Annotated in this window: 10 protein-coding genes and 1 pseudogene; 4 read left to right on the forward strand and 7 right to left on the reverse strand. The window is 74.3% G+C overall.

Annotation, left to right across the window (positions count from 1 at the left end):
• Positions 1-41: 41 nt before the first annotated feature.
• The gene (locus ACYC1Z_RS13315) at positions 42-536 is read right to left on the reverse strand and encodes a molybdenum cofactor biosynthesis protein MoaE (RefSeq protein WP_461410006.1); all 495 of its coding nucleotides are present in this window, start codon (positions 534-536) and stop codon (positions 42-44) included.
• The gene (locus ACYC1Z_RS13320) at positions 533-835 is read right to left on the reverse strand and encodes a DUF6457 domain-containing protein (RefSeq protein WP_461410007.1); all 303 of its coding nucleotides are present in this window, start codon (positions 833-835) and stop codon (positions 533-535) included. Before ACYC1Z_RS13320 ends, ACYC1Z_RS13315 begins: the two co-directional genes overlap by 4 nt.
• Positions 836-1,070: 235 nt before the next feature.
• Here ACYC1Z_RS13320 and ACYC1Z_RS13325 point away from each other — a divergent pair, with 235 nt between their 5' ends.
• Together ACYC1Z_RS13325 and ACYC1Z_RS13330 are read left to right on the forward strand one after the other, a co-directional pair.
• Positions 1,071-1,808 carry a TorD/DmsD family molecular chaperone gene (locus ACYC1Z_RS13325; protein WP_461410008.1) on the forward strand — a complete coding sequence of 246 codons (738 nt, stop codon included), beginning with the start codon at positions 1,071-1,073 and terminating at the stop codon, positions 1,806-1,808.
• A complete protein-coding gene (locus ACYC1Z_RS13330) occupies positions 1,805-2,713 on the forward strand; it encodes a 4Fe-4S dicluster domain-containing protein (protein ID WP_461410009.1) in 909 nt (302 codons plus the stop codon). The genes ACYC1Z_RS13325 and ACYC1Z_RS13330 overlap by 4 nt, the downstream gene beginning before the upstream one ends.
• On the opposite strand, the gene ACYC1Z_RS13335 is transcribed toward ACYC1Z_RS13330, so the two are convergent.
• The 5 genes from ACYC1Z_RS13335 to ACYC1Z_RS13355 form a co-directional block, all read right to left on the reverse strand.
• Positions 2,644-3,291, reverse strand: a complete 648-nt coding sequence (locus ACYC1Z_RS13335) for a hypothetical protein (protein ID WP_461410010.1) — start codon at positions 3,289-3,291, stop codon at positions 2,644-2,646. The two genes, ACYC1Z_RS13330 and ACYC1Z_RS13335, sit on opposite strands and share 70 nt — an antisense overlap.
• A gap of 76 nt (positions 3,292-3,367) precedes the next feature.
• A complete protein-coding gene (locus tag ACYC1Z_RS13340; protein WP_461410011.1) occupies positions 3,368-4,339 on the reverse strand; it encodes a zinc-binding dehydrogenase in 972 nt (323 codons plus the stop codon).
• 165 nt (positions 4,340-4,504) lie between these two features.
• Positions 4,505-4,579 carry a 50S ribosomal protein bL37 gene (locus ACYC1Z_RS13345; RefSeq protein WP_461410015.1) on the reverse strand — a complete coding sequence of 25 codons (75 nt, stop codon included), beginning with the start codon at positions 4,577-4,579 and terminating at the stop codon, positions 4,505-4,507.
• A gap of 136 nt (positions 4,580-4,715) precedes the next feature.
• Positions 4,716-5,054 carry a mycothiol system anti-sigma-R factor gene (rsrA, locus tag ACYC1Z_RS13350; protein ID WP_461410012.1) on the reverse strand — a complete coding sequence of 113 codons (339 nt, stop codon included), beginning with the start codon at positions 5,052-5,054 and terminating at the stop codon, positions 4,716-4,718.
• A complete protein-coding gene (locus ACYC1Z_RS13355) occupies positions 5,051-5,773 on the reverse strand; it encodes a sigma-70 family RNA polymerase sigma factor (RefSeq protein WP_461410013.1) in 723 nt (240 codons plus the stop codon). Before ACYC1Z_RS13355 ends, rsrA begins: the two co-directional genes overlap by 4 nt.
• 231 nt (positions 5,774-6,004) lie before the next feature.
• Here ACYC1Z_RS13355 and ACYC1Z_RS13360 point away from each other — a divergent pair, with 231 nt between their 5' ends.
• Entirely contained in the window at positions 6,005-6,502 is a 498-nt protein-coding gene (locus tag ACYC1Z_RS13360) for a DoxX family protein (RefSeq protein WP_461410014.1), read from the forward strand.
• Between the two features lie 48 nt (positions 6,503-6,550).
• Positions 6,551-6,882, forward strand: a pseudogene (locus ACYC1Z_RS13365) (3-phosphoshikimate 1-carboxyvinyltransferase); the annotation flags it as partial.

Genomic DNA, 6,882 nt, shown 5'->3' on the forward strand with positions numbered 1-6,882 from the left:
GACCGGGGCTCGCACCGGGGGGGGCGAGCCCCTTTCGCAGGTCAGGCGCTGTTGGTCCATTCGTGTGACCCGTCGGGGAACACCTGACGTTTCCACACCGGCAGGCGGCGCTTGACCTCCTCCACCAGCTCCGCCGTCGCCGCGAACGCCTCGGCGCGGTGCGCGGCGGAGACGGCTGCCGCGAGCGCGACGTCCCCCACGGCGAGCGTGCCCACGCGGTGCACGACGGCGACGGCGTCGACCGGGAACCGGGCGGCGACGTCGGCGGCGACCTCGGCGACGAGCGCGGTGGCACCGGGGTGGCCGACGTACTCGATCTCGGTCACCGCTCGGCCGCCGTCGTGGTTGCGGACCACCCCGCCGAACGTGACGACGGCTCCCGCGGCGTCGTCCTCAACGGCGGCGGCGCACTCGGCGACATCGACCGATGCCTCGCGGACCTCGGCGAGCACCACCCGCCGGGCCGGCTCGCCCACCCGGGACGTATCCGGCTGCCGGGGTTCGGGGTGGGCGGGGGCCGCCCCGGGCTCGCTCACGCCGCGCCGTCCCAGCTCGTGGCGAGCACGGACACCCGCGACACGCCCTGGGCCACGGCGACGGCCGGATCGCCGGTGCGGGCCGCCGCGAGGCCGACGAGGAACGCCGTCAGGGGTGCGCCGGGGCGGCTGGGGCCGTGCGCGACGTCACTGATGAGCGCCAGCAGGCCGGCGGAGTTGGCGTCGAGGACGCCCCGATCCACGTCGAGCTCGGCACAGACGGCGTCGAGCCACCTGTTCATCGCGGCCATCTTCTCGGACTCGTCCCCGCGTGCGGGCACGTTCCCCTGCTTGGTCATGACTGCTCCTCCTGGTCGCCGACACCTGACATCGTGGCACAGGCGTTCCGTCCGCGAGCTGGGTCCACCGGCCCGGCCGCGCGCCCGGTCGCAGGCGCCGCGCGATGTTCCGGCTCCTCGGGCGGCCGCGGGGCGCCCGACCGGGCCTTAGGGCCCAAGGGCCCAGGCCCGTCGACGGCCCGGTTGAGAACATGAGGGTCGGGACGACACCGTCCGACGCGACGAGGGGAACACCATGACCGCCAGCGCAGAGCCCGTCGGGCAGAGCACGACCGGGACGCGCACCGTCGCGGGCCGCGCACCGAACACGGCGGCCCTGCTCGCCGACCGTGCGGGCTTGGCCGACACCCTGGACGCCTTCGCGGCGGCGACGGCGACGCTCTCCCAGCTCATCCTGGCGGCTCCAGACGACGGCGCGCTGGAGCGCGTGCGTGACCTCGCGATCACCGAGGGCTGGCCCCTGGAGAACGATCCCGAGTGCGCCCGGGGCGTCGCGCTGCTGTCGGAGTCGGCGACGGCGACGGCGAACGAGGACGCCGCGCGGGTCAAGCGTGATTACAACCGGCTCTTCTTCGGCCCGGAGAAGATGAAGGCCCCGCCGTACGAGTCGGTGCACCGCTCGGACGAAGGTCTGGTCTTCGAGCAGGAGACGATGGACGTCCGCGCCGCCTACGCCGAGTTCGGGCTCGCGGCACCGCGTCTCAACAAGGAACCGGACGACCACCTCGGCCTCGAGCTGAACTTCGTCAGCATGCTCTGCGTGCGCGCCATGGACGCGCTCGAGCACGGGGACGACGCCGAGCTGACCCGCCTCCTGGCGGGCGTGGCGCGCTTCCTCGACGAGCACCTGCTCGTGTGGGCGCCCACCTGCCTCATGCAGGCCGCCAACGGCTCGACCACGTTCTTCTACCAGGGGGTCGCGGCGCTCGGTCAGGGCACGCTCACCCTGGCCCGGGCCACCTTCTTGCCGTGACGGCCGCCGGCCTGCACAGGCTCCAGAACTGGCTCGCCCACCAGGGCGAGCCGATCCACCTCGAACTGGTGTGCGCCGAGCACCCGGCGGCGATGCGGGGTGAGCGGGGCCGGACGGTGGTCCGTGCCCCGTCCTGCCTGGCCGCGGTCGAACGCCACGAGGTCGTCGAACTGCTGACGGTCGGCGCCTCCCGGGTGAGCGTCCGGCTGGACGGGTGCCCCGACGCCGCCGCGGTGCGCGCACGCCTCGCCGGGTTGGCCGATCTGCTGACCGGCGGGCTGGTGCTGGAGGAGGCCGCGGCCACCGGGCCGCTGCGCACCGCCCGGCACCGGCCGGTGCTCGATGCCGGGCACCTGCCGGTGAGCCGCCGGCAGGTGCTCGGCCTCGGCGCCCGCACCGCCCGTGACCTGCCGGCGACGTACCTGGCCGCGCCCGACCGTCTCACCGCCGCCCTGCGGGACCTCGGCGTCGCCGCGGGCGCGGCGGCCACGCCGGGTGACGCCGTCGCGCTCGCCGCGCCCGGCTGCGTCGCGTGCGGGGTGTGCGTGCGGGCATGCCCGTTCGATGCGCTGCGCCTCGCCCACGCCGGCGGGGGGAACGGCCCGGCGATCACCACCCTGCTCCAGGACCCGGCCCGCTGCGACGGGTGCATGCGCTGCACGGGCCTGTGTCCGACGACGGTGCTCACGGCCACCGGGCACCATCCATGGTCCGTGGCGCTGGCCGGGGCGGAGGTCCCGGTGTCCACCCTGACCACGACCGTGTGCACGCGCTGCTCGATGCGCTTCCCCACCACCTCGGGGGAACGGCTGTGCCCGACGTGCGCGTATCGCCGTCAGAACCCGTTCGGGTCCGCGCTGCCGCCCGTGCTCGCGGAGCGGTTGTCGCCCAGCACCGCCCGCTGATAGTCCTTTCCGCTCTCCACCGACAGCACCGCCAGCACCAGCCGGCCGATGGTCCGCACGACGCCGGTGCTGCCCTCGTTCGCCAGGCGCCCACCGAGCGTGGGCAGCACCGGCTCGAGGTGTTCGGCGATGAGATCCCGTTCCCGCACGCGCAACGCCTTGCCGTCGGCGAAGTCGCCCGCTGCCCACGCCTGCGCCTCCTGGCGGCACAGCTCGGCCAGGTCGCGGGCGTGGTCGGCGAGCGCCGCGTCCGCACCGACGAGTGCCTCGTGGTCCCGGCGTAGCGCCGCGAGGTCGCCCACCACCTGCCGACGCACCGCACCGCGGGCGTAGACGTCCATCTTGAGCAGGTCGGCGTGGAAGAGGTCGGCGTCGGCGCCCAGCCACCGAGCGCCCGCGCGCCACGCGTCGGTCAGCTCGCCGGCGCGCAGTCGCTCGGTCAGCTCCTCGTCGGGCGCGGTCAGGACGTCGGCGACGGCGTCCCAGCTGCGCGCCCGGTCGCTCGAGGCCAGGGCCACCTGGGCCCCGAACCCCGCGACGGAGTCCTCCGTGAAGTCCGGTCGTTCGCTCGCGCTCACCGGTGCGTCCCACCAGGCCGGGGCGGATGGGGCGGTCGCCTGCGTGCTGCCATGGTTTCGACCCTACGCGTCCGGGTCACCGCGCGAGGTCCACGACGATCTTCCCGCTCACATCGCCCGCTGCCATCCGGCCGAGGGCTGCGGGGACGTCGTCCAGGGAGACCACCGAGTCGACGACGGGGCGGGCGCCGGTGGTGACGAGCAGGCGCTGGAGGTCCTGGAGCTGGGTGCGGGTGCCCATCGTGGTCCCGATGATTCGCAGCGACCGGAAGAAGATGCGGTTGAGGTCGGCGGGTGGCATCGCCCCACTGGTGGCACCCGCGAGTGCCATCGTGCCCCCGGGCCGCAGCGACCTCAGGGAGTGTGACCACGTCGCCGCGCCGACGGTCTCGACGACGGCGTCGACCTGCTCGGGCAGCCGCGTCCCGGCCTCGAAGACGGCGTGCGCACCGAGTTCGAGCGCGCGTGCCCGCTTGGCGGCGGTGCGCGAGGTGACCCACACACGCAGCCCGGCGGCCCGGCCGAGCACGGTCGCGGCGGTGGCGACGCCGCCGCCCGCGCCCTGGATCAGGACCGTCTGCCCGGGGCGCAGCCCGGCGGCAGCGAAGAGCATGCGGTAGGCGGTCAGGTAGGCCGTGGGCAGGCAGGCGGCCTCGGCCCAGGTCAGCTCCGGGGCCTTGGGCACGATGTTGCCGGCGGGGACCCACACGTGCTCGGCGAGCGTGCCCGGGTGCAGCTCGGACAGCAGGGTGCGCCGCGGGTCGAGCGTCTCGTCCCCCACCCAGCCCGCGCCGGGGACGACGGGGTGGACGACGACGTCCGTGCCGTCCTCGAGCGTGCCGGCGGCGTCGGTGCCCAGCACCATCGGGAGGCGGTCGGCGGGCAGGCCGACCCCGCGCAGGGAGAACAGGTCGTGGTGGTTGAGCGCCGCGGCGCGCACGGTGACGCGGACCCAGCCGGCCGGCGGCGCGGGGGCGGTCAGGTCACCGATCCGCAGCCCGGCCAGCGGGTCCTGGGCGTCCTGGCTGATCACATAGGCGCAGCGCATGGGCCCCAGCCTAGGTCCGGGCGCCGGGGCCCGGGCGGAAGCGGGGGACGGTGCCGGGCCTCAGGCGGAAACGGGGGGCGGTGCCGGGGCCCGGGGCGAAGCGGGCAGGTGTACCCCGGGGACGACGAAGGCCGGCCACCGGGCCGGCCTCGTACGTGGTTCGTCTCAGGCGTTGGGACGGTTGCCGTGGTTCGCGTTGCTCTTCTTGCGGGACCGGCGCTTGCGACCGCGCTTGCTCATGTTGTCTCCTCTGATGCTGGTGCCGCCGACCGACGGGGGAATTCTCGCCGTCCATGGTCCCACACTTCCGCGCGGCCCTCGCCGTGACGTTCGTCGCGCAGGTGGCCTGCGCCGGCCGGGTCACCGGGGTGGGACGTCAGTCGACGGCGCGGATGCCGTTGGCGCGCAGCACGTCGAGCTGGGATGCGACCCGCCGCCGCAGCGACGACGGCGCCACCTCGGCGCAGGAGCGGCGCACCATGTCCCGGATGTGCTGCTCGGCGTCGGCCAGCTCGTTGCACGAGGAGCACTGGGCGGCGTGCGCACGGTAGCGGGTGCAGGCGTCCTCGGAGAGCTCGGAGTCCAGGAACTCCATGAGGTTCTCCTGGAGCTCCTCGCACGTACAGTCCGTGGCACCGGCGGAACGGCTCAGGACCGCACGCTCGGCCCGTTCGAGCAGGTCGGGCGTGGTGGGCTCGGGGTAGGGCGTGCTCATGCCTTGGCCTCCGTCCGGAGCCCGAGCGAGCGCGCGTGGTCGACGAGGAGCTCACGCAACTGGCGCCGTCCCCGGTGCAGTCGGGACATCACCGTGCCGATGGGCGTGCCCATGATCTCGGCGATCTCCTTGTAGGCGAAACCCTCGACGTCCGCGAGGTACACCGCCATGCGGAAGTCCTCGGGGAGCTGCATGAGGGCGTCCTTGATCTCGGAGTCCGGGAGCAGGTCGAGTGCCTCGGCCTCCGCCGAGCGCAGGCCAGTGGACGTGTGCGACGCCGCCCGGTGGATCTGCCAGTCCTCCACCTGCTCCGCGTCCGACTGGAGCGGCTCCCGCTGCTTCTTGCGGTAGGAGTTGATGAAGGTGTTGGTCAGGATCCGGTACAGCCACGCCTTGAGGTTCGTGCCGGCGCGGTACTGGTGGAACGCCGCGAAGGCCTTGGCGAACGTCTCCTGGACGAGATCCTCGGCATCGGCCGGGTTGCGGGTCATGCGCATGGCGGCGCCGTAGAGCTGGTCCAGGAACGGCAGCGCGTCACGCTCGAAGCGTGCCGAGCGGTCGGCATCGGACTCGCCCTCGGGGCTGCGGTCGAGGTCACCCTCGTGGGTCTCGGACATCACCACCGAGGATATCCCGCCCCCGCCGGACCGCGCGTCCGGCCAGGTGCCCGGGGCACCGGGCGCCGGGCGGGCAGGAGCGAGGAGGACAGAGGACTTCATGTGGGGTGCAACGGCGCCCGGGGCCCGATTCATTCCGTCCCGCCGCCGCGACACGCCCACCGACGCGGTCGGCCCGCCCACCGCGTGGCCGGCCTCCCTCCCGTGGCCGGCCGTTCCGCGGCCGTGACCGGCCGATCAGGTCCGGTGCCGACGGCGGTGCCGATGGCGGTGCCGGCGTATTCGGCCCTTTGTCCCCTGGCCCGCGCGCCCGGAATGCGGTAGCAATGACACATGAGCCTTATCCGCCGTCTTGCCCGACCGATGCTTGCCTCGACGTTCGTCGCCGACGGGGTGGACGCGGTGCTGCGCCCGCAGCGCCATGTGGAGCGGTTCAAGAACGTGACGCCGCTGCTCGAGAAGGTCGGTGTACCGCCGGTGCTCACCTCCGACGCCGCGATGATCACCCGGATCAGCGGGGTCGTGTCGGTGCTGTCCGGGCTCATGCTGGCCACCGGCCGCCGTCCGCGCACCGCCGCTCTCACGCTCGCGGTGCTCAACGTCCCGCTCACGCTCGTCAACAACCCGGTGTGGGCGGCGTCGGGCGCCGAGCAGCGCAAGCGCTACGCCAGCGGGCTGCTGCGTGGCGTCAGCCTCGGCGGGGGCCTCCTGCTCGCCGCCGCGGACCGGGACGGTAAACCCTCCCTCTCCTGGCGTGCCGCCCAGGCCCGGGACCACCGCTCCGACGTCGCGCACGTCAAGGCCTCGCTCAAGGACAAGTACCAGGGCTGACCGGTTCGCGCCCGGGGACGGGCCCGTGCGCCGACTACCCTCACAGGCATGACGCCCGCCGAGGACCTCTGGCCCGCCCCCGTCGCCGCCGCGCCACTGGACGCGACCGTCGACGTCCCCGGGTCGAAGTCGCTGACCAACCGCTACCTCGTGCTCGCCGCCCTCGCGGACGGACCCACCGAGCTGGTCCGCCCGCTCCACTCGCGCGACACCGACCTCATGGTCGGCGCGCTCCGCGCTCTCGGTACCCGGGTCGAGGCGGACGGCGCGGACCTGCGCATCACCCCGGCCCCGCTGCGCGGCCCCGCCGACGTCGACTGCGGCCTCGCCGGGACCGTCATGCGGTTCTTCCCGGCCCTGGCCGTCCTCGCCGCCGGCGA

The organism is Georgenia sp. (assembly GCF_054605595.1).

Coding starts and splice junctions, on each gene's coding strand:
- ACYC1Z_RS13320 (WP_461410007.1), bottom strand. CDS start 835: ATGACCAAGCAGGGGAACGTGCCCGCACGCGGGGACGAGTCCGAGAAG.
- ACYC1Z_RS13325 (WP_461410008.1), top strand. CDS start 1,071: ATGACCGCCAGCGCAGAGCCCGTCGGGCAGAGCACGACCGGGACGCGC.
- ACYC1Z_RS13340 (WP_461410011.1), bottom strand. CDS start 4,339: ATGCGCTGCGCCTATGTGATCAGCCAGGACGCCCAGGACCCGCTGGCC.
- rsrA (WP_461410012.1), bottom strand. CDS start 5,054: ATGAGCACGCCCTACCCCGAGCCCACCACGCCCGACCTGCTCGAACGG.
- ACYC1Z_RS13355 (WP_461410013.1), bottom strand. CDS start 5,773: ATGAAGTCCTCTGTCCTCCTCGCTCCTGCCCGCCCGGCGCCCGGTGCC.
- ACYC1Z_RS13360 (WP_461410014.1), top strand. CDS start 6,005: ATGAGCCTTATCCGCCGTCTTGCCCGACCGATGCTTGCCTCGACGTTC.